Source organism: Burkholderia sp. Ax-1724 (genome assembly GCF_011752995.1).
Classification (GTDB): Bacteria; Pseudomonadota; Gammaproteobacteria; order Burkholderiales; family Burkholderiaceae; genus Paraburkholderia.
The window spans coordinates 26069-46869 of record NZ_VWWL01000010.1; the positions used below are offsets into that span (position 1 = coordinate 26069).

Below are 20801 nucleotides of genomic sequence, written 5' to 3' on the forward strand. Positions count from 1 at the left end.
CCGCTAGCGAACCAGGAATCACGCCACCTCGTGGACGCCGAGCGAGGTAACGAGCGAAGGGTAGAAATCCGGCATCATGCTCGCGTTGAACACGTCGAATTTTGCCGCGCCGTAAAGCGTGTGGCCGGCCGGACCGACGTATTCGTCGGTGCCGTTCGACATCGCCCGCGCGCTTTGCATGAAGCTCAGGAAGCCGACGGCGTTGCCGGTGTTCTGCGTCAGGTCGATTTTTGCGCCGTTCGGGGCGTAGTAGGCGCCATCATTGAACATCCCTTTCGCGCCTGCGGTGCCGAGCTGATGGAATAGCTGCATGAAGCTCACCATGCCGTCCGCTTTTTTGCTGACGGCCTGGGATTGCGCTTCGGTCAGCGGCGTGCCGTCCGCTTCCGCCCAGGCCGCGTAGCCGCCTACCGCATCGCTGTGAAAGGTGTTGACGGCCTGCACCAGCGCACTGTTGCTATTGAGCAGGTTCTGGAGCCAGCTCTTGTCGCTGTCGCTCAGGCTGTCGGACGTGACCTTGATCGAACCGTCGTCGGACTGGAAATCGAATTGAGCGTTGGCGAGATCGGGACGTTGCAGGATCAATGCCTGCATCGATGAAACGAGGGCATTGGCTACGCCTTCGGCATCTTTGCCCGTTCTGAAATTGATGCTCATGGCGTCCAGATATTTGGCGACCCGGGCGCTGGTGACCTGTGGATCGACGGCCGTTATCGAGGTCACCGCGGAAGCCGCGGAAGCCGCGGCATCCGCGGTCGCGGAACGCTGGGTCAATGCCACGGAATTGAGATTCGAATCGGAAGCTTGTACGGGTACGGTCGCCGCGGTTGTCGGCGCGATAGAGAGATCCATGCTTCTGCTCCAGTAACGGATGGCAATATCCGTTGTATCGGCATGGAGTCGCGAAGCTTGAGGATTGGATGGCTTTATCGCCGGAGCGGCGTCAGCCATGTCCCGTCATTCAGGCCGCCGACGCTTATCCTCAGTCCCGTAGAACCGCATAAAGACGTCGATTCCGTGATCGACTTTTTTGCGCAGTTGAGCCTCGCTGAACGGCGTGCGGGCACCCAGTTTCACTTCAAGATTGGAGAAGCCGATCCAGAGTCCGGCGAGGTCATCGGCCGCCTGGGTCGCGTCGCAATCCCTCAACGTTCCCTTTTCTATCGCCGCCTGAATCAACGAGGCGAGAATCGCTTGCCCGCGTCCGGGGCCACTCGAGAAAAACCGCTTCGGAAGCTCCGGGCTTCTTTTCGCCGCTGTCGCGATGAGCCGATCCCATCCGGCCAACTCGCGCTCGTTGATGAACCGTGTAAAGCGAATGCCGAACTTGCGAAGCGCCGGCACGATATCCATCGCCAGGCCTTCGGCGAGCTCGGCGTCCGTCGCCGTGCGGTCGGACTCGCGGCGTATCACCGCATCGATCAATTCGTCCTTGTCGCTGAAATGCGCAAACAGGGTCGCTTTCGCCACGCCCGCGCGTGCGGCGATGGCGCTGGTCGTCACGTCCGCACCGTGCTCCAGAAGCAGGTCGCGTGCGGCATCGAGAAGCGCTTGCTGCTTCACCAGGTCCTTGGGCCGGCCACGTGGAAGTGAGGTCATGTGAAATACGATCATCTCAGGGTCAAAATCGCGGCCATCAGCATACCTCCCGCGACCGAAATATGCTCCAGCGCAATGTGAAGTTCTTCCGTTCGACGCGGTTCGGGGAAAGTCCAGAACGCGTGCCCGTAGGGAATCGTGAGTAGCGTGAACAGGCCGAGCGCGCCCGCGCCCAACCATCCCAGGCCGTTGAAATTCCCGATCAGCAGCACGGAGCCCATCAGCTGAATGGCGATGGTCGCCACCGCGAAGCCCACGGGCGCCGGCAGGTTGACCGCCTTCATCTCCGAGACGATCACAGAAAAGTTAAACAGTCCGAAGATACCCGCGCTCCAGAAGAGCGTCGTCAACAGTATCCGGCCGAACACCAGCGTAATCGGACTTTCCAGAACCAGAGCGATAAATGAGGGCATGCCGTGCCTCGGTGGTTGATTTGGGCGCAGTATATATTGAACTCGTCAGTCTGGTAAATGGATGACCACACGCTTCGTGCGGTTGCCGTGGCGCAGCGCTCATCAGGCGAAGAGGAAGGAATGCGGGAACCCGGATGGGTTCTCGCAGGGAGAGGCCGTGCACTACTCGCGGGCGTTTGCAGTGCAGTGCCGGGACGGAAGGACCGAGGCAGTGCCCCGGCTCACGCTTTTCAGGCCGAGCCGCTGCGCAGACGCCTGACCTCGGGGCATGGAGCGAGCGCCTGTACTTCTTCGACAATGCCGTTGCGCAGCGCGAGCGCGGCCGGGCTGGGCGACTTGTCCTCGGGTTCCACGATGCCGACCAGTCGCTCCACGCGTGGAGATTCGAGCGGGATGAACCTGAGCGACTCGCCGTTGTGCTGGTTCGAGAGGAAGGGCAGGACCGTGACGCCGACGCCGTTTTCCACCGCGGCGAGCAGCGTCGTGGTATTGGGGATGAACAGCGATTCCGGCTGGCCGATCGCCGCCCGGACATCGGGCGACAGCGCCTGCATGATGCCGTTGCCGATGATCCGGCTGGCGGCCAGTTGTGGCCACTTCAGCTTTTTTCTTTTGAACAGCGGGTGACCCGCCGGGACGACCGCGCAGAGTGCATCCGCGAGGAGCGGCGAAAACCTGAGGCCGGAGCTGCTGTCCGGTTCGCTCGCGATGCCGAAGTCGACCGTTCCCGATTTCACCCGCTCATGCACGTAGATCGTCGAGCCGTCTTCGACATGCAGATTGACGGTCGGATACGAGCGTACGAAGCGGCTGATGGCGCGGGGCAGGATTTCGTGCGCAATGGACGGCACGGCGGCGATCTTGACCCGCCCGAGGCGAACCTGGGCAACGTCGATCGCCGCCTGGATGGCCCGGTCGTAGTGTTCGACGAGCGATTTCGCTTCCCGATAGAACAGCGTGCCGAACGCGGTGAGCATCACCCGGTTGCCGCGTTCGAGCAGCCGGGCGCCCAAGGTGGTTTCGAGCTCGCGGATCGAAAGCGAGAGCGCCGGCTGGCTGCGAAATACCGCGGCGGCGGCGGCCTTGAATCCGCCATGCTCCACGACCGAGACGAAGTGCCGGATCTGCGTCATCTTGACATCGGGAAGTTGCTCGGCCATATAAGTAAAGTAAATCGAAAGATTAAAAAATTAAACTTTTTTTATTCTACTCCGCACCTTACGATCATCCCAATTTCTCTGTATGGGAACGCTGGGGATGGAGAAGGCCGCGCGGCCGGAGCCGGCCAGGGATATCCCTCGCACAGGAGCGTGGTGCATTGCGTGCCGCAACGGTGCCTGTAGAACACGCTGCAGCCGATGAGTCCGGTCGCGGCACCCGCAATCTCGCAGTGAGCAGTGGAAGTGTACGGAACGAGCCGACGGATGCGCGGGCTTTGTTCGTCGTAGGAATCAACAGGGAATCAACCAATCCAGGTCCTGCAATCCATGTCGATAATGTCCCCAAGATCAACCAAACATCCTGCGTATGACGCCATCGTGATCGGCGGCGGCCATAACGGCCTCGTCAGCGCTTTCTATCTGGCGCGCGCGGGGCGGCGCGTGCTGGTTCTGGAGCGTCGTCGCGCGCTCGGCGGCCCGTGCGGCACGGTCGAGTACTTTCCGGGGCATCGTTCTTCGATTACCAATTCGACGGGCTCGCTCGAACAGACGATTGCCGCCGACATGCAGCTGGAGCGTCATGGGCTCCGCTTCATTTCCACCGACCCCACGTTGTTCACGCGGTTCGACACGGGACGTTACTTTGTCGGCTGGCGCGATCAGAACCGCGTGCGGGAGCAGCTTGCCAGCTTTGCGAAAGGAGACGAGGAGCGCTTCTTCGGTCTGCTGGCGTACGTCGACCGGTTCGCCCAGGCACTCGGCGTCTCGCCGTTCGAGCCGCCGCCTTCGTTGCGCGACATGCTGGCAAAGATCGATTCGCCGGAACTGGAGGACGCGTTCGGCAAGTTTTTCTTCGGCAGTATCCGGGACCTCGCGGAAGAGTGGCTGCAGTCGGAAGAGGCGAGGGCACTGATCGCGATCCGCGGCTGCGTGGCCGTTCAGGCGGGGCCAAGCACGCCGGGCACCGCGGTCCCCATGCTGATCCGCCCGCTTTCGCTCGCGGCACGTAAGCCGACCTCGCCCGACGATCCACGGTTGATGCCGCTGCGGGGTTCGACCGGTTTTCCGAAGGGCGGCATGGGCGCGATCATCGCGGCGATGGCTCGCGCGGTCGTCGAGGCCGGCGGGGAGATCCGGACCGACGTCGCGGTGCGGCGGATTCTCGTCGAGAACGGCGCGGCCGTTGGCGTGGAAACGGCGAGTGGCGAGTGCTTCCGGGCTCCCGTCGTCGTCTCGAATGCCAATCCCAAGACCACGCTGCTCGATCTGCTGCCCGCCGGTGCGATTCGCGCCAACACGCTGGAGCGCGTGCGCCGGATTCCGATGAAAGGGTCCGCGTTCAAGATCGCGCTGTCGCTCGATCGACCGCCGCATGTCGCCGATGGCGCGACGGACGAGGAAACCCGCCAGATCGCCAGTTGCCAGTTCCGGATTGCGCCCAGCGTCGAATACATGGACCGCGCCTTCGACCAGGCGAAGCATGGCGTGCCGTCCGAGCGGCCGCTCATGTGGGGACTCTGTCCGTCGATGATCGATCCCGACCTCGCGCCCCCGGGGCGCCATCTGCTCAGTATCAACGTTTGGCACGCGCCCTATGCACTGAAGGACGGCGTATGGGATGCCGCCACTCGCGACGCGTTCGGCGACCGGTGCATCAAGGTGCTCGACGAATACATGCCGGGCATCAAGGACAGCATCGTCGATCACCGCTACATGAGCCCGCTCGATCTCGAGAACGAGTACGGGCTGCTGGAAGGCAACGTGATCCAGGGCGACAACCTGGCCGGGCAGATGTTCTCGTTGCGGCCGATGGCCGGCATGTCCGATTACCGCGCGCCGGTCGACGGACTCTACTTCTGCGGCACCGGCACCTGGCCGGCCGGATTCGTCTCGGGCATTCCGGGGCACAACGCCGCGCACCAGATTCTCAGCGATACCGCGAGACGTAACGCGGACTGCGAGATGACCACCGAAAGCGAACTATCGAGGCAGGCAGGCTGACATGACAGATCAACACGAGATTCCCACACCCTTGAGCGCGGCACGGCTTGTCGAGGTTCTGCGACAGGCGCGTATTTCGCACGTGGTCATCGTACCCGACACGTATCAGGAAACCTTCATCGCGGCGATCGAAGCCGCGCCCGACCTGCAGACCGTCTATGCATGCAGCGAGGACGAAGCGATCGGCATCAATGCCGGGCTGTATGCGATGGGCCACAGGCCGCTGCTGACGATTCAGAACAACGGCTTCTATGCGTGCCTCAACACGATTCGCGGCATCTCGCTCGACGCCGGCGTGCCGACCGTCATGCTGATCGGCCAGTACGGCAACAAGGCGGCGACGCCGATGGAGCAGCACCCGCAGCGCATGGTGCGGCTGCTCGAACCGACGCTCGACATGTGGGGCGTGCCGTCGCTGCGGCTGTGGCATGACGCCGATCTCGGGAAGATTCCCGACGTGTACGAGCAGGCATTGCAGCAGCAGTCCCCCTGGGCACTCGTTGTCCCCATTCCTACCGGAGTCTGAGCATATGTTGCGAGAGGAAGTCATCCGGATTCTGGCGGACGTGTGCCGCAAGAACCAGTATCTGTCGGTTGCCACCATGCAGGCCACGCCTGTATGGCATGCGCTCGATCCCGAGGCACCGTTGCATATCGACATGCTCGGCTGCATGGGCAGCGCCTCGTCGCTGGGTCTCGGCATGGCGCTCGGTGCGCCGGACAAACGTGTCGTGACCGTCGACGGCGACGGTTGCGTGACGATGCAACTGGCCACGCTGGTGACGATCGGCGAAGCGCGTGCGCGCAATTACACGCTGATCGTGATGAACAACGGCCTTTACGAAACGTCCGGCAACCAGCCGATTCCCGGTGCCGCCACGGCCGATTTCGTTGCGCTCGCGCAGGCCTCGGGCTTCAGGAACAGCACGCGCATCGACGACGTCGACGATCTGCGCGCGCGCATCGCCACGCTGATCGAGGCCGAAGGACCGAATTTCATCGCACTTAACATAGACAGGGCAAGCGCATGCAAAAGTTGGCCGACATTGTCGATGCGAGACCAGATCCAGGCCATGCGCCGGACGTTCGGCGGCGCTCATGGCGGTTCGGAGCAGTCGGCTGGCGCGTAATGCGTGTCCTGCTGCGGCGGGTCGCGTTCGGGATCGGCACGCTCGTGTTCGTCTCGCTGCTCATCTTCGCGGGTACGCATCTGTTGCCGGGAGACGTGGCGGAGGTGGTGCTCGGGCAGGACGCCACGCCGCAGACGCTCACGGCGTTTCGCCATGACGCGGGCCTCGACAGGCCGCTCTACACGCAATATCTGACGTGGGTGTCGGGCGCGCTGCACGGCAATCTCGGCAAGTCCTATGCAAGCGGCCGCAGCGTGTCGGCGCTCATTGCGTCGCGCTTGCCGGCCACGTTGCTGCTCGGTGGCCTGACGGCTCTCGTGGCCCTGCCTTTGGCGGTGGCGCTGGGTCTTTACGCAGCGGCGCGAGCCGGAACCTGGCCCGACCGGCTGATTACGAACACCAGCCTGATTACCGCGTCGGGACCGGAGTTCATGTTCGCCGCGTTTCTGATTCTCGTGTTCTCGGTGCAGTTGGGCTGGTTGCCCGCGACCTCCTACATGTTCGGCGAGGTGACGCTCGGTTCGCATCTGCGGCGCCTCGCGCTGCCGGTGATGACGCTGGTCATTTCGGTCTTTGCGCCGACGACGCGCATGACGCGCAGCTCCATCCTCAACGTGCTCGGCTCGCCGTATGTGGAGATGGCGTTGCTCAAGGGCGTTCCCCGTTCGAGGATTCTCGTGCGCCACGCGTTGCCGAACGCGATCGGGCCGATCGCCAACGTGATCGGTATCAGTCTCGGCTACCTCGTCAGCGGGGTCGTGGTGGTGGAGGTGATCTTCTCCTATGCGGGCATGGGCAAGCTGATGATCGACAGCGTGGCGGTGCGGGATCTTCCTTTGGTACAGGGCTGTGCGATGGTGTTCGGGACGATCTACGTCGGCCTGAACATGGCGACGGATCTGCTGGCACTGGCGGGCAGTCCGAGACTGCGGAGCAGGACATGAATATCGCGCGCATTTTCCATGGCGGACGGACGGGGAGCGTGCCGAAACTGCCGCTGATCGTGATCGTGCTCTGGATACTGGTTGCCCTCGCCGCGCCATGGATCGCACCGTGGTCGCAGCGCGAGATCATCGGGGATCCTTACGGTGTGCCGCAGCATGGGGCGATCCTCGGGATGGACTATTTCGGCCGCGACATGCTTTCGCGGATCATCTTCGGTTCGCGCACGACCATCGTGCTCGCGGTTGCCGCGAACCTGATCGCTTCCGGCGTCGGTATCACGATCGGCTTTTTTTCGGCCTATGCGAAGGGCTGGATCGACGAGGCCATCGGGCGTGTGATGGACGGGCTGATGGCACTGCCGACGATCATGTTTGCGCTGGTTTGCGTCTCCGCGCTCGGGTCGTCTGAAATGGTGCTGGTCTGCACCGTCGGCCTGATCGAATCCGTGCGCGTGTATCGCGTGGCCCGGGCCGTGGGGTTGGACAACCTGGCACGCGACTACGTCGATCTCGCGCATTTGCGCGGAGAAAGCGTCTTCTGGATTCTGTTTCGCGAGGCACTCCCGAATGCCTACCCGCCGCTGCTGACCGACTTCGGCGTGCGCTTCGCCGCGACGGTCATGCTGCTGAGTGCCGTGAGCTTCCTGGGATTGGGCGTACAGCCGCCAGCCGCAGACTGGGGAATGATGGTGCGCGAGAACCTGGCCGGATTGCGCCTGGGGTCGATTGCCGCGGTGTTTCCCGCACTCGCGATTTTCTCGGTCACGTTTTCGGCCAACAAACTGGTGGACTGGTTTCTGCGGCGCTCGCAGCGCGATATTTCCACGGAGTTCCTGGCATGAGCGAATTGATGCGTTTCGAAAACCTGAACGTATCGGTGTCGTCGGGTACGCTCGTGAATGACTTCAGCCTGTCGGTACAACAGGGCGAGGTGGTGGCGCTGATCGGCGAATCGGGCGCCGGGAAGTCGACTATTGGGCTCGCGGCGCTAGGCTATGCCCGCGCGGGATGCCGTCTTGCCAGCGGACGGATCATGTTCCGCGGCAGCGATCTTGCACGGATAGGACAACGCGGGGCACGTCTCGTGCGCGGCGCCAAGGTGGCGTATATCGCGCAGAGCGCGGCCACCGCCTTCAATCCGGCTATCCGGATCGTCGACCAGATCATGGAGGCCACCGCCGTTCACGGCAAGGGCAATCGCAGGGTCGCATACGGGCGTGCGTTGGAACTCGCGAGAAGCATGGGGCTCGGCGCGGCGGACGAGATGATGCGCCGGTTTCCCCATGAACTGAGCGGAGGTCAGTTGCAGCGCCTGATGACCGTCATGGCGCTGATGTGCCGGCCGGAGTTGCTGGTTCTGGACGAGCCGACGACGGCGATCGACGTGACCACGCAGTTGGGGGTGCTCGCTTCGCTCAAACGCATCATCCAGCAGGAAAAGGTGGCGTGCCTGTATATCAGCCACGATCTGGCGGTCGTTGCCCAGATGGCAGACCGGATCGTCGTGCTGCGTCATGGCGGGAAGGTCGAGGAAGGCGAGGCGCGGCAACTGCTGACGTCACCGCGGTGCGACTATACGCGCGAGCTGATTGCGGCGGCGAGTGCGGGGCTGTCGAACAGGACAGCCGAGGCGCCGGTGGCTTCCAGTGAGCCCGATGTGCCCGATGCGCCCGGCGCGCCCGTACTCGAAATCCGCCATGCGGTCGCGAGGTATGGCCGCGGCAAGCCGACGCTGAACGATGTGTCGCTGACCGTTCGCCGGGGTGAATTCGTTGCGATCGTCGGTGAATCGGGGTCCGGCAAAAGTACGCTCGCGAGAGTGGCGACCGGGTTGCTGCCTATCGCGAGCGGCGAGTTGCTGCTGAATGGCAAGCCGCTTGCCCCGTCGCTTCGGCGGCGCGGCATGGAGGAACTGCGAAGCGTGCAACTGGTGCTGCAACATCCGGACCTTGCATTGAATCCGCGCATTACCGTTGGGGCTGCAATCGGGCGGCCGCTGGAACGGTATTTCGGGTTGAAGGGGGCGGCCCGCGAGAAGCGGGTCGCCGAATTGCTGCGGCTCGTCGAACTGCCCGAGGAGGTGGCGCAGCGCTTGCCTTCGCAATTGTCCGGCGGGCAGAAACAGCGCGCCAACCTGGCGCGCGCGCTGGCGGCCGAGCCTGATCTGCTGGTTTGTGACGAAGTGACGGCTGCGCTCGATTCGATCGTCAGTTCGCGCATCCTGGCGTTGTTGTCGACTCTGCGGAGGCAACTCGGCACGGCCTGCATTTTCATTACTCACGATGTTTCGAAAGCCTCGAAACTCGCCGACCAGATCTACGTGATGCATCAGGGGCAGGTGGTGGAGTCCGGTCAGTCGCCGGAGGTGGTCGCGCATCCGCAGCACCCGTACACGCAGGCGCTATTTAACGCGATACCGGAACTCAGGACCGACTGGCTGAAAGAGCGCATGCCGGGTCTGGCGGCATGACGGACGAACGCGAGCCGTCCCGGCCACTATCTCGAACGGAGAACAGAAGACGCATGAACGGCGAATGGGCTCACGATGGAAAAATGTCGCGGCGCGGTTTCCTGGGGGCGGCGGCGGCCGGTGTTGCCGTGGCGCTCGGCGGTGGGCTGACCTATGCCGATGCGGCAGCGGCTTCCGTGCCGCGGCGTGGCGGCCGTCTGCGCATCGCGTGGTCGCAGCAGAGCATCAACGACACCCTCAATCCCTTGAGGATGAACCAGAACCTCGACTTTCTGCGCGTCTATTCGCTGATGAGTCCGCTCGTGAAGTGGGACAGGCAGTTCCAGGCATCGCCCGATCTTGCCGTCGAGTGGAACCCGAATGCCGACATGTCGGTCTGGTCGTTCCGGTTGAGACAAGGCGTGGTGTTCCAGAACGGCAAGCCGCTGGTTCCGGAGGACGTGGTCTATTCGCTCAATCTTCATCGGCAGCCGGGTTCCGTGTCGATGGTGCGCTCGTATTTCTCGGACGTCACCGATATCCGCAAGGACGGAGTGGATCGGGTCGTCGTGACGCTGAAGGCGCCTAACGCCGACTTTCCCGTGCTGCTCGGTGATCCGCATACGGTCATCGTTCCCGAGGGATTTGCCAACTGGGATCGTCCGGTCGGCACCGGCCCGTTCGAGCTCGTCGAGTTCAGACCCGGTATCGGCATGGTGGCGCGCCGGTTTGCCAATCACTACAAGGCCGATACCGTTTATGTGGACGAGGTCGAAACGTTCGGCATTTCGGATACCGGCGCCCGCATGGACGCGCTGATTTCGGGGGACGCGCATTACATCAACCGGGTTGACGCACGTACCGCCACGTTGCTCGACCGGAACCCTCGCGCAAAGCTGGTCGATTCCAAGGCATCGCGAAAGCTCTGCATCAACACGATGGCCAATGGCGCGCCGTTCGACGATATCAATCTGCGCACCGCGATCAAGTATGCGGTCGATCGCGCGGAGATGGTCAAGCGCGTACTGAACGGATACGGGCAGGTTGCCAATGATCTTCCGATCGGACCCAGGGACCGATATTACGACCATGATCTGCCGCAACGCGAGTTCGATCTGGACAAGGCCCGGTTCTACTACAAAAAGTCGGGATTTAGCGGGCAGCTCAACCTGTTCACGTCGGACGTCAATTACGGCGCGCCCGCGACGGATTTTGCGCTGGAACTGCAGGAAACCGCGGGCCGGGTCGGGATACCGATCAACCTCACGCGCTTGCCGGCGGAAGGCTATTACGCACAGGTCAGCGGAAAGAAGGCGTTTAACGTGACCAACTGGTTTCCGCGCGCGACGCTGGATCTGGAACTACGCAGTGTCAGCCTGTCGAATTCGCCGCAGCCGGAGACCGGCTACCGGAATCCGAAACTGGATGCCCTGGCGCTGGAGGCACGGCGCACGCCGGACGGACCCAAACGGGCCGAACTGTATGCGCAGGTGCAGAAGATTCTGTGGGACGCGGACGGCAGAACCATTCCGGTATTCGTGGATTTTCTCGACGGACGCGCCGCGAACGTGCAAGGCGTCGTTCCCCATCCTTTTTCGGAAGCCGCCGGGTTGCGACTGTGCGAAGAAGTATGGCTTGCCTAGGAGACCGATGGATTTCCGCCTTTTCCGCATCGCTCTGTAAAGGGCGATGGCCGTACGCACATGAACCTTGGGGATGAGCATGGCCTTTCTTGTCATTGTCGATCATTTCTGTCATCCGGGCCGCGAGGCCGATGCCGTCGAGCGCATCGAGCGCAACGGCAAGTTGATGGCGCAGGTCGATGGATTCCTGTTCCGCTACCGGACATCGGACCCGAAAGATGCGTCGGCGATCACGACGGTGACGGGCTGGGAAACGGAGTCGGCCTATCGGGCCTGGCTTGAGTTGAAGCCCGGCGATGCCGCCACGCCGTCGCCTTACCGGCACTTCGTCAGCCGCGGGCTTTTCGTGGAATCGGCCTGCATCGCCGGGAACGGTCGCAGTACCTGATTCGGCTCGGCATTGCATTCATGCATCTATTTATTTGCGCTCATTAAATCGTATTACTAAATGATTTGTCTGGATGAAATCCGGTCGAACTACAACGATGAGGGGAAGATGAAGAAAATCATGTTCGGAACCGCGCTCGCATGCCTGCTCTCGCAGCATGCTTACGCACAAAGTACCGTCACGCTGTATGGCCTTATCGAAACCGGCATCGATTATGTGAACAACAGTGGTGGCAAATCTCTCGTCGCCATGCGCGACGGCGTGTCGACGGGGATTTCCGGAAGCCGGTGGGGGCTCATCGGCAGCGAGGATCTGGGCGGTGGCCTGAAGACGATCTTCAAGCTGGAAAGCGGATTCAATGTTACCAACGGAACCTTGGGGCAGGGCGGCCTTGCTTTTGGCCGAACCGCCTATGTCGGGATCACCAGCAATCGCTTTGGCACCGTCACGCTCGGGCGACAGTATGATTCGATCGTCGATTACCTGCAGTTCGCCGGCGACGGAAACCAGTGGGGCGGAATGGCGACGCACGGTAGCGGCGATATGGACAATATCGGCAACACGGTACGAACGAATAACAGCATCAAATACGCGAGCGGTGACGTTTATGGATTCAGGTTCGGCGGCGTGTACGGATTCAGTTCGCCCACCGCATATGACCAGGTCGGCACGACAGGCGTTTTGAGCGCGGGCGTGAACTACATTTATGGTCCGCTCAAACTCGGCGTGGCCTACTTCCATGCAAAAGATCCGGCGGACCAGTTCGCCGATGGGCATTACGTTGCCAACACGACGGGTTCGGCCATCGGTGCTACCGGCCCATGGAGCTACGTGGGACATCCGAAAGACGTGCAAACGTATGGGGCCGGTGCGACCTACCAGGTGGGTAATGGTGTCATCGGGGCGCTTTATACGCGCATCCTGTTTAGTCAGGCAAACGGCACCAAAAGCGATGTGAGCTTCGAGTTTTACAACGTGTCGTATACGTACTTCGTCAGGCCCGCGTTGAAGCTGGGCGCGGGGTATCTCTACACGATCGGGCACGTGGATTATTCGGGCGCAGTGCCGAAGTACCATCGCGTCATTGTCGGTGCGGACTACAGTTTGTCGAAGCGCACGGAAGTGTACGGGGTCGTCGCATTGCAGCTGGCGAGCGGCGATGCGAAGGGCGCGGACCTTTATCAGGGCGTGGTCGGCAATATGTCGACTACGAACCGGCAATTAGCTGCGCGTGTGGCGATTATTCATCGATTCTAGGTGGAGGGCGCGTTCGGCTCTACGATATGGCAGGCCGGAGATGGCGGTCAGGGGTGCGAACCGCCGTCGTTTTCCGCACCCGACCGATCCGCCTACCCAACCGTCTGATTTTCCGCAACCACCTTTGATTTCGCGCCCCCCGGTTTCCTGTCGATCCAGTTTGCCAGCCTGTCGAACCAGAGGTGGACGACCGGCGTGGTGAAGAGCGTCAGCATTTGCGAGAATACCAGGCCGCCGACGATCGCAATCCCCAGGGGGACGCGCAATTCGGCACCCGCACCCTGTCCCAGCGCCAGCGGCAAGGCGCCGAACAGGGCCGCCAGCGTCGTCATCATGATGGGGCGAAAACGCTGCACGCAGGCCTGGCGGATCGCGGCCGTGGGCGGCAGGCCTTGTTCCCGCTCGGCCACCAGTGCAAAGTCGATCATCATGATCGCGTTCTTCTTGACGATGCCGATCAGCAAAACGATGCCCACCATCGCCATGATCGAGAGATCCTGGCCGCACAACATCAGCGTACACAGCGCCCCCACGCCGGCGGACGGTAGCGTCGAGATGATGGTCAAGGGGTGGATCGCGCTTTCGTAAAGTATGCCCAGCACCAGATAGACGACGACCAGCGCCCCCAGGATCAGATACGGCTCGCTATGCAGCGATGCCTGGAAAGCCTGGGCCGTCCCCTGGAAGGTTCCGATAACGGCATCGGGCTTGTGCACGGCAACCTCGGCGCGGCGGATGGCCGTGATGGCGGCACCCAGAGCCTGCCCGGGCGCCAGATTGAACGAAATGGTCACTGCCGGGGACAAGCCTTGATGGTTCACGGAAACAGGCGATACGCCGTTGGCGAGCGTCACCAGTGTGTTCAACGGCACCAGTTGGCTGGTCAGGGGCGAGCGCACGTAAAGGTGGGCCAGCGCTTCCGTCGTCAACTGGAATTTCGGGTCGACTTCCTCGATGACGTGATACTGGTCCGATTGCGTATAGAGCGTCGCAATCTGGCGCTGGCCGAACGCGTCGTACAGCGTATCGTCGATGGCCTGCGCGGTAATGCCGAAGCGCGAGGCCGTGTCACGATCGATGACCAGCGTGGCACTGGTGGCCGAAGCCTGTTGATCGGACGTGACGTCGGCCAGTTCCGGCAGGGTGGAGAGGCGCTGGGTCAGCACCTGCGACCAGTGGTTCAATTCATTGACGTCGGGACATTGCAAGGTGTACTGATATTGTGCCGCGCTTGCGCGGGCGCCAACCTGAATGTCTTGCCGAACCCGCATCGTGACCGAAACACCGATCACCGTCGCGAGTTTGGGCTTGAGCCGGCGCAGCACCTGGGCGGCGGTGACCGTGCGCTGATTGACGGGTTTCAGGTTGATCATCATGTGGCCTTCGCTCACCGTAGGATCCGCCGAGATCCAGTAGTAGACGTTATCGACCGCCGGGTCGGCTTCGATGATATGGCCGAGTTGCTGGATCTTGACGGCCATCGCCTGCGGCGAGATGTCCGTCGCGGCTTCCGGTGTCGCCTGGATCAGGCCCGAATCTTCCTCGGGAAAGAACCCCTTCGGGATCAGCACGAACAACGCCCCGGTCGCGATCACGGTCGCAATCGTCACGCCGAGCATCGTTTTCTGGTGCCGCAAGACCCAGTCGAGTCCGCGCTCATAGCGCCGCTCCATCGCGACGAAGGCGATTTCCAGCCCCCGCACGAGCCGGCTCTCGCGAAGCCGATCGCCGTTGGGCTTGCGAATCAGCCAGCCGCACAACATGGGGGTGACGGTGAGCGATACGAAGCACGACATGACGACCGCGGCACTGACCGTAATCGCGAATTCGCGGAACAGACGCCCGACGATGCCGCCCATCAGCAGAATCGGGATGAATACCGCAATCAGCGAAATGGTCATCGAGATGACGGTAAAGCGCACCTCGCGCACCCCGAGCAGCGCGGCACGCATGCGCGGCACGCCGGCTTCGATATGCCGCATTACGTTCTCGATCACCACGATCGCATCGTCGACCACAAAGCCCACGGCAATCGTGAGCCCCATCAGCGACAGGTTGTTCAGGCTAAAGCCCAGCAGATACATCAAGGCAAAGGTGGCAACCAGCGACAGCGGAATCGTCAGGCTCGGAATCACGGTCGCCCACAGATTGCGCACGAACGCGAAAATCACCATGACGACCAGGGCGACCGTCAACATCAGCGTGAATTGCACGTCGTGCAGCGAGGTCGTGATCGTCTGCGTGCGGTCCCCGACGACATGGACATGGGCCGCCGTGGGGAGCGAGGCTTCCAGCGCCGGCAAATGAGACTCGATGTTGCGGATGGTGTCGACGACGTTGTAGCCGGGCTGCTTATGGATATCGATGATGATGGCGCGCTCGTGCTGCAACCACGCGGCCTGGTGCGTGTCCTCGGAGGCGTCGATCACGGTGCCGAGGTCCTCGAGGCGCACGGGCGCGCCGTTCTTGTAGGCGACGACGAGGCCGCGATACTCGGCCGCCGTCGTGAGCTGATCGGTGGCGTTGAACACGACCGAGCGGTCCGGGCCGTTCAGGCTGCCTTTGGGCGCGTTGACGGTTTGCACGCCGACAATCGAGCGCACGTCCTCGAGCGTCAGGCCGCGTGCGGCGAGCTTGTCGGGATCGACACGGATGCGCACCGCGGGGCGTTGTTGTCCGTTGAAATCGACGAGACCGACACCCGGCATCTGCGAGATTTGCTGGGCAAGAAAGTCTTCCGCGTAGCGGTCGAGTTCGGTGAGCGGGAGCGACGGCGAGGTCACCGCCAGCGAGAGCAGCGTGAAATTGGCGGGATTGACCTTCTCGTAAGTCGGCGGGTTGGGCAGGTTCTTGGGCAGTACGCCGCCCGCTGCATTGATGGCGGTTTGCACGTCCTGCGCGGCACCGTCGATATTGCGTGACAGGTCGAACTGGACCGTGATCGACGTCGTCCCGAGCGAACTGGACGAGGTCATTTCGGTGATGCCCGCAATATTCGACAATTGCCATTCGAGCGGCGAGGCGACCGAACTCGCCATGGTCTCCGCGCTCGCGCCGGGCAGTTGGGCGGAAATCTGGATCGTCGGAAAATCGATCTGGGGCAGTGACGCGACAGGCAGCAGCCAATAGGCGACGACGCCCGCCAGCAGCACGCCGAGCGCCAGGAAGCCGGTGGCGATGCGCCGTTGGATGAAAAATTCGAGCAGGCTCATGAGGCGCTGTCTTATTGAATGGAGGTGACAGAGGGGACGGCTGCGGGCTGCGCAGTCGTCGCGACGATGTTGGCAGCCGCCTGCGTGCCGGGATCGAGCCGGCTTTGTCCGTCGAACACGATCAGATCGGCGGTGTCGATACCGGCGTCGATCTCGGTCATGCCGTCGACGCTGTTGCCGGTTTTCACCGGTCTCAGTTGCGCCCGGCCGTTCTTATCGAGGACATAAAGCTGCGTGCCGGACTGACTGTTGACGATCGCGCGGTCCGGTACCGCAACACGCTGGCGGTCGGTGTGCAACAGGATCTGTGCATTCACCAGTTCGCCGGGCCACAGCTTGCGGTCCTGGTTGGTGAACGATGCCTTCAGCCTGATCTGGCCCGTCGTCGGATCGACGTGGCTGTCGATGAAGACCAGCGAGCCTTGCGCCAGAACGGCGTCGCCGGTACGCGGCGTGACGTTGACCGGCAACGCGCTGCCGGCCTGTTTCGCGAGCAGCTCGGGAAGCACGTCCTGCGGGACCGAGAACGCCACCGTGATCGGTTCCATCTGGGTGACCGTCGCAATGCCGTTGGCATCGGTCGGATGGACCACCTGGCCGATGTCGGCTTCGCGCACACCGACACGCCCCGCGAACGGTGCGCGCAGCGTCGTGAAACCGAGCTGCAGCTGGTCGCTTTGCACCAGCGCCGCGTCGGCCGCGACCGTCGCGGCGAGCGATTCGACCTGGGCACGCGCGGTATCGACGCCTTGCGAGGTCGCCGCACCCATGCCGACAAGCTTGCTGTAGCGTTCGAGGTCGAGCCGCGCATTGTTCAGGCTCGCCTGGTCTTTGCGCTGCGCCGCTTCGGCCTGGTGGAGTTGCGCCGTCAGCGGCCCCTGGTCGAGTTGTGCGAGAAGCTGGCCGGCGCGGACGTCCTGGCCTTCGTTAAAGGCAATGCGCTGCACCTGCCCGTCGACACGGACCTTGACATCGACCGTGTTGAGCGCCTCGACCGTACCGACCGATGCGACCCTGATCGGGAAATCCATCAGCACCGCATGGCCGGCATCGACGGGCACCGCCGCAGCCGCGGCACTGGCCGCGTGTTTCGGCCACACCCACCAGGCCAGTACCAGCGCCAGCGCGACGCCACCGGTCCAGGCGAACAAAGGGCGGCGCGTGCGCCGCTGCGGCGACGCCAAGAAATCTTCCCGGAGGTTCATTAGGGGTTCGAAATTCAATGAGAGATGGAGGATGAAATTGCAGCCACAGGCGTGGGCGTATCGGTGGTCATTCCGGCACCGCCGCCGAAGGCCCGAAATACGCTCACCGATGCCTGCAAACGTTGCAGGCGTGCCTGCGCGAGCGCGTCCTGGGCTTGATAACGGGTCCGTTGTGCATCGAGCACGCTCAGGAAGTCGATCGTGCCGCCCTGGAATTGCGCCTCGGCGAGTGCCGCCGCTTGGGTCGCCGCGTCGGCGGCGGCGCGTTCCGCCGTTTCCGCCAAGGCGCCTTGCTGCTGCGCCGTCAGAGAATCCTCGACATCCTGCAAGGCGGAGACGACGGTCTGACGATAGTCGGCGGTCGCTTTCGCGAACCCGGCCTGATTCGCGTGCAACTGCCCGCGCAATGCGCCGCCATCCAGAAGCGGTGCAGCGAGCGTTGCCGCGAGACTGCTGAACGGGCTCGAGAGAAAACGCGTGAGCGTATTGCTGCTCAGGCCACCGTCCGCGGTCAGCACCAGATTCGGCAGGAAGGCCGCGCGCGCCGCGCCCACGCTGTAGTTTTGCGACTGCAACTGGGCTTCCTTCGAGCGGATATCCGGGCGCGTTTCGAGCAAGGTCGCCGGCAAATTCGGGAGCGGCTGCGGAATCGGAATATCGTCGATCTGTGCCGCGCCGAGCATGAACTGCTCGGGTGCCACGCCTTCCAGCGTGGCAAGCAGATGCATGCTTTGCTCGAGTTGCTGCAGCAGCGCGGGTATCGCGGCCTGGAACGTCGCCAGCGCATTGCGCTGCTGCTCGACCTGAAGTTGCGTTGCGACGCCGGCCTGCTGTTGGGCCAGCAGCAAGTCGAGAATATGCCTGGCATTACTCTCGATGGCATGCGCCAGGCTCAGCCGCTGCCGCAAGCTCTGGATCTGGAAATAGGTATCGGTAACCGACGCGGTCAACGTCAATGCCACGGTGTCGCGATCAAATTCGGAGGCCCGCGCGAGCAGCCGTGCGGCGTCGGCATTGGCCGAATTGAGTCCCCAGAAGTCGATCTCGTAGCTGGCTTCGGCAAACAGGCTCTGGCCATTGTTCGACGAATTCGGACTGGTGGGGCCGGAGGCGTTGGTGCGCTGGTGAGTACGAGCGAACGTGCCGCCTGCCGAGAGGGTCGGGTAGAGCGGCGCACCGGCCCTCTCGGCGTTGGCGCGGGCCAGGTTCACGCTCGCCACGGCCGAGGCGAGCGAAAAATTGTTCTGCAGGCTGCGTTCGACCAACTCGTTGAGTTGCGGGTCCTGATAGTTTCGCCACCATGCGCTCCTGACCGTGACCGCATCGGCAAGCGATGACCGGGCCGCGCCGTCCCAGCTTTGCGCCATCGGCGTGTCGGGACGCCGATAGGTCGGCACGAGCGTGCAAGCCGTCAGCAAACCCAGCAACAGCGGCGCCAAGGCATAGGCGGAAGACGCACGAATCCATCCCGGAAGGGAGCGGCGATGGGTACCACCAATGGGCACAACGGGGTGTTGCTCGGACATATCGATGCGTCTTCTGCTAACTGAATGTCGCGCGCGGAGTGAGCCGGTTCTGGCTGGTCTTTTGCGCAATGATAAAAATAGCCGCGGCGCCAGCGATGTGATGGCGAATATGAGCACGCAGTGGATTGACTACGCTGCGATCAAGGCTCAACTCGAATGGCAGGGGCGAGCTTTCGTTCGCTCATGTGAGCGGCAACAGATAGTGAGCCTGGGATGTGAATCTGTCGGGACTCGAAAATTACAAGATTGACAGAGCCGTTCTTCTGGAACAGGGGAGCAGTGAACGATCTGGTTAGTATGAAGAAAGCGCTGAAGAAAGCGATGTGTCTGATCTTAACCACATAGGGCTTCTGATTAATTAGTTAGCCTGAAATTTCCTCTTTTTGGTTCCGGATCCCCATGCGAGCCACCGCGCCTGAAGTGTGGCGCGATGACCGGCGGCCGCCGTCATCCGGCGTCGGGGCACGGCACCCTTGCCCCGGTCTTTGCAAAAGAGTTCCGTCGAACTTGTAATTTTCGAGTCCCGACAGATTCACATGCAAAGCTCATGATCTGCCACGGTTATGTGAACGGACGGAAGTCGGCTCCTGGCGATTGCGTTGCGCTGCCGAACGCCTCATCGGTATTTAAAGCCGATCCAGAGCACTTCACGACGGGCACATTTTCAATCGGGATGCGGATACCGCGACGGGGCATGCCACGTCGGGATCCGTAAAACATTGCGCCGCGGCAGTCGACGATTCTGTCGCCCGTTGTGCGGCAGACAGATACGTTGCGAGATTAGTAAATTGAAACTCAATCAGGCTCTCAGTGGCACCGCAGTCGCGCTTACCTTCTTGTTGGGACCGGCAGTCCATGCCGCGACACCCGACGAGCCGGTCAAGCTGATCAAGACTATTCCGCTGCCCGACATCAACGACGGCGATTTCGACCATTTTGCCGTCGACCTCAAGCGCAACCGCCTCTACGTCTCGGTGGAAAACCACCATTCGATCGACGTGTTCAACCTCAAGACCGGTGAGCATCTGATGAGCGGCGGCCCGGTCACCACGCCTCATTCGCTCGCCCTTAACGTCGAGAAAAACGAGCTGTTCGTGGCCGACGGCGGTGACAAGGCGGTCAAGGTTCTCGACGGGTCGGATCTGCACCTGATCAAGCGGATCGATATCGACGGCACACCGGATTCCGCCGGCTATGACCCGAAGACCCGGGATTTCTATCTCGTTGCCAGCGAGCCGGGCGAGCACCCTACTCATTCGACGATTCACATTATCTCGACCGAAGACCTCAAGACCAAGGGTGAGATCCCCATCGAGTCGGGCAGTCTCCATTCGCTGACGATCGACCAGGCCACCCGCCGCATGTTCGTGAATATCCGCGACAAGTCCACGATCGGCATCATCGATATGAACAGGAATGCTCTCGTGCAAACCTGGTCGGTACCGGGCCTCACGCTGAACACGCCGATGGCATTCGACGCCAAAAACCACCGGTTGTTCGTGGCCGACAAGAAGCCGGGCAAGCTGTTCGTTCTCAACTCCGACACCGGCGCGACGATCGCGACCTACGGCTGCGCGGAAGGGGGCGACGACATGACGTACGACGCACGGACGAAGCGCATCTATGTGAGCGCGGCCCAGGGCCTGACGGCCTATCAGCAGGACGACGCCGACCACTACCACGAAATTGCGCGGATCGATACGCACGGAGGCAAGACCTCGGTTCTCGTCCCGAGCCTGGATCAGCTTTATGTTCCGCATACCCGGACCTCGGCTCCCGAGGCCGGTCTCGAGATATACAAAGTCAAGGGTTGATCTCCCGTAACGCCTCAGTGCATCAAAGAGGCAGAAGGCGGGGGGAAGTTCCTCCCGCCG

General features: G+C 62.3%; 17 protein-coding genes. 10 read left to right on the forward strand and 7 right to left on the reverse strand.

Annotation, left to right across the window (positions count from 1 at the left end):
- Positions 1 to 18 precede the first annotated feature (18 nt).
- The 4 genes from F3J19_RS13435 to F3J19_RS13450 all read right to left on the reverse strand — a co-directional run bounded on the left by F3J19_RS13435 (position 19) and on the right by F3J19_RS13450 (position 3172).
- Positions 19 to 951, reverse strand: a complete 933-nt coding sequence (locus F3J19_RS13435) for a hypothetical protein (RefSeq protein ID WP_167042048.1) — start codon at positions 949 to 951, stop codon at positions 19 to 21.
- A gap of 6 nt (positions 952 to 957) precedes the next feature.
- Entirely contained in the window at positions 958 to 1614 is a 657-nt protein-coding gene (locus F3J19_RS13440; protein WP_240158932.1) for a TetR/AcrR family transcriptional regulator, read from the reverse strand.
- Entirely contained in the window at positions 1611 to 2012 is a 402-nt protein-coding gene (locus tag F3J19_RS13445; protein ID WP_167042050.1) for a DoxX family protein, read from the reverse strand. The genes F3J19_RS13440 and F3J19_RS13445 overlap by 4 nt, the downstream gene beginning before the upstream one ends.
- A gap of 230 nt (positions 2013 to 2242) precedes the next feature.
- Positions 2243 to 3172, reverse strand: a complete 930-nt coding sequence (locus tag F3J19_RS13450) for a LysR substrate-binding domain-containing protein (protein ID WP_167042052.1) — start codon at positions 3170 to 3172, stop codon at positions 2243 to 2245.
- 336 nt (positions 3173 to 3508) lie between these two features.
- Between F3J19_RS13450 and F3J19_RS13455 the strand changes: the two genes are divergently transcribed.
- The 9 genes from F3J19_RS13455 to F3J19_RS13495 all read left to right on the forward strand — a co-directional run bounded on the left by F3J19_RS13455 (position 3509) and on the right by F3J19_RS13495 (position 12984).
- A complete protein-coding gene (locus F3J19_RS13455; RefSeq protein WP_167042053.1) occupies positions 3509 to 5173 on the forward strand; it encodes an NAD(P)/FAD-dependent oxidoreductase in 1665 nt (554 codons plus the stop codon).
- Between the two features lies 1 nt (position 5174).
- Positions 5175 to 5699 carry a thiamine pyrophosphate-binding protein gene (locus F3J19_RS13460; protein WP_167042054.1) on the forward strand — a complete coding sequence of 175 codons (525 nt, stop codon included), beginning with the start codon at positions 5175 to 5177 and terminating at the stop codon, positions 5697 to 5699.
- 4 nt (positions 5700 to 5703) lie between these two features.
- Entirely contained in the window at positions 5704 to 6303 is a 600-nt protein-coding gene (locus F3J19_RS13465) for a thiamine pyrophosphate-dependent enzyme (RefSeq protein WP_167042055.1), read from the forward strand.
- Positions 6303 to 7247, forward strand: a complete 945-nt coding sequence (locus tag F3J19_RS13470) for an ABC transporter permease (protein WP_167042057.1) — start codon at positions 6303 to 6305, stop codon at positions 7245 to 7247. Before F3J19_RS13465 ends, F3J19_RS13470 begins: the two co-directional genes overlap by 1 nt.
- Positions 7244 to 8089 (forward strand): ABC transporter permease, encoded by an 846-nt coding sequence (locus F3J19_RS13475; protein ID WP_167042059.1) that lies wholly within the window; start codon positions 7244 to 7246, stop codon positions 8087 to 8089. Before F3J19_RS13470 ends, F3J19_RS13475 begins: the two co-directional genes overlap by 4 nt.
- Positions 8090 to 8097: 8 nt before the next feature.
- Entirely contained in the window at positions 8098 to 9717 is a 1620-nt protein-coding gene (locus F3J19_RS13480; protein ID WP_240158946.1) for an ABC transporter ATP-binding protein, read from the forward strand.
- A gap of 290 nt (positions 9718 to 10007) precedes the next feature.
- Positions 10008 to 11339 carry an ABC transporter substrate-binding protein gene (locus F3J19_RS13485; RefSeq protein ID WP_275692063.1) on the forward strand — a complete coding sequence of 444 codons (1332 nt, stop codon included), beginning with the start codon at positions 10008 to 10010 and terminating at the stop codon, positions 11337 to 11339.
- A gap of 79 nt (positions 11340 to 11418) precedes the next feature.
- On the forward strand, positions 11419 to 11727 hold the full coding sequence (locus F3J19_RS13490; RefSeq protein ID WP_167042065.1) for an antibiotic biosynthesis monooxygenase: 309 nt from the start codon (positions 11419 to 11421) through the stop codon (positions 11725 to 11727).
- Between the two features lie 108 nt (positions 11728 to 11835).
- The gene (locus F3J19_RS13495; protein ID WP_167042067.1) at positions 11836 to 12984 is read left to right on the forward strand and encodes a porin; all 1149 of its coding nucleotides are present in this window, start codon (positions 11836 to 11838) and stop codon (positions 12982 to 12984) included.
- A 92-nt stretch (positions 12985 to 13076) separates the two neighbouring features.
- On the opposite strand, the gene F3J19_RS13500 is transcribed toward F3J19_RS13495, so the two are convergent.
- From F3J19_RS13500 to F3J19_RS13510, 3 genes are all read right to left on the reverse strand, one after another.
- Entirely contained in the window at positions 13077 to 16196 is a 3120-nt protein-coding gene (locus F3J19_RS13500; protein ID WP_167042069.1) for an efflux RND transporter permease subunit, read from the reverse strand.
- Positions 16197 to 16207: 11 nt separating this feature from the next.
- Positions 16208 to 17347 (reverse strand): efflux RND transporter periplasmic adaptor subunit, encoded by a 1140-nt coding sequence (locus F3J19_RS13505; protein ID WP_167042071.1) that lies wholly within the window; start codon positions 17345 to 17347, stop codon positions 16208 to 16210.
- A 68-nt stretch (positions 17348 to 17415) separates the two neighbouring features.
- Positions 17416 to 18840: an efflux transporter outer membrane subunit gene (locus F3J19_RS13510; RefSeq protein ID WP_205192846.1), complete on the reverse strand. Its 1425-nt coding sequence runs from the start codon at positions 18838 to 18840 to the stop codon at positions 17416 to 17418.
- An 875-nt stretch (positions 18841 to 19715) separates the two neighbouring features.
- Between F3J19_RS13510 and F3J19_RS13515 the strand changes: the two genes are divergently transcribed.
- Positions 19716 to 20741 (forward strand): hypothetical protein, encoded by a 1026-nt coding sequence (locus F3J19_RS13515; protein ID WP_167042075.1) that lies wholly within the window; start codon positions 19716 to 19718, stop codon positions 20739 to 20741.
- Positions 20742 to 20801: the final 60 nt, after the last annotated feature.